General features: G+C 65.1%; 1 protein-coding gene. It reads right to left on the bottom strand.

Features of this window, described 5'->3' with window-relative positions:
* Nucleotides 1–654: helicase-related protein (locus tag QT222_RS00205; RefSeq protein WP_491475922.1), on the bottom strand; the 654-nt coding region annotated here is incomplete at both ends.

The raw sequence follows: 654 nt of genomic DNA on the forward strand, positions 1-654 counted from the left end.
GCCCTGATGGTGGTACACTGCGCCGGGATGAGCGTCCCGAAGTGCGTCGTCGAATGCGAGTTTCGCGATAGTCTCGTTGTTCCGCGAATCCATAAGCTGGACCTCGCGGTCGGTGATTGTTCGGAGACTCATGGCGTGTTGCGGGCTTCCGCCGCCGTCGTGGGTCCACCGAACTCCCTTGTCAGTATCCCGCCGCGCCAACGTTCCCTCACCTTCGAGGTCGGAGACCACGTCGGGGAACGAATCGCCGAAGTACGTGTCGTCGTCCGTCGAGAGCCAGTTTTCGGCGGCGGCGCAGGCGACGTGGCTGGGAAGCAGGTGGTCGTTTTCCGGGTCCGAGACCGCTCGCTCCGGGTCGCCGTCGAAGAATTCGGTGGGGTGGTTCAGCAGGTACTGGTCGAGTTGGTCTTCGCCGCCGACGAGAACCACCAGCGCGGGTCTGTCCCCTCGACCGGCCCGCCCGGCTTGCTGCCACGCCGACATTCGGGTACCGGGATAGCCGTCAATGAGGACCACGTCGAGGCCACCCACGTCGACGCCGAGTTCGAGTGCATTGGTGCTCCAGACGCCGGTGATGTCACCGTCGTGGAGACCCGCCTCGATTTCTCGCCGCCGGTCGTGGGTGAGCGCGGCTTGGTACGCGGCAATCTCACC

The sequence above is a fragment of the Haloferax sp. s1 genome (assembly GCF_058382125.1).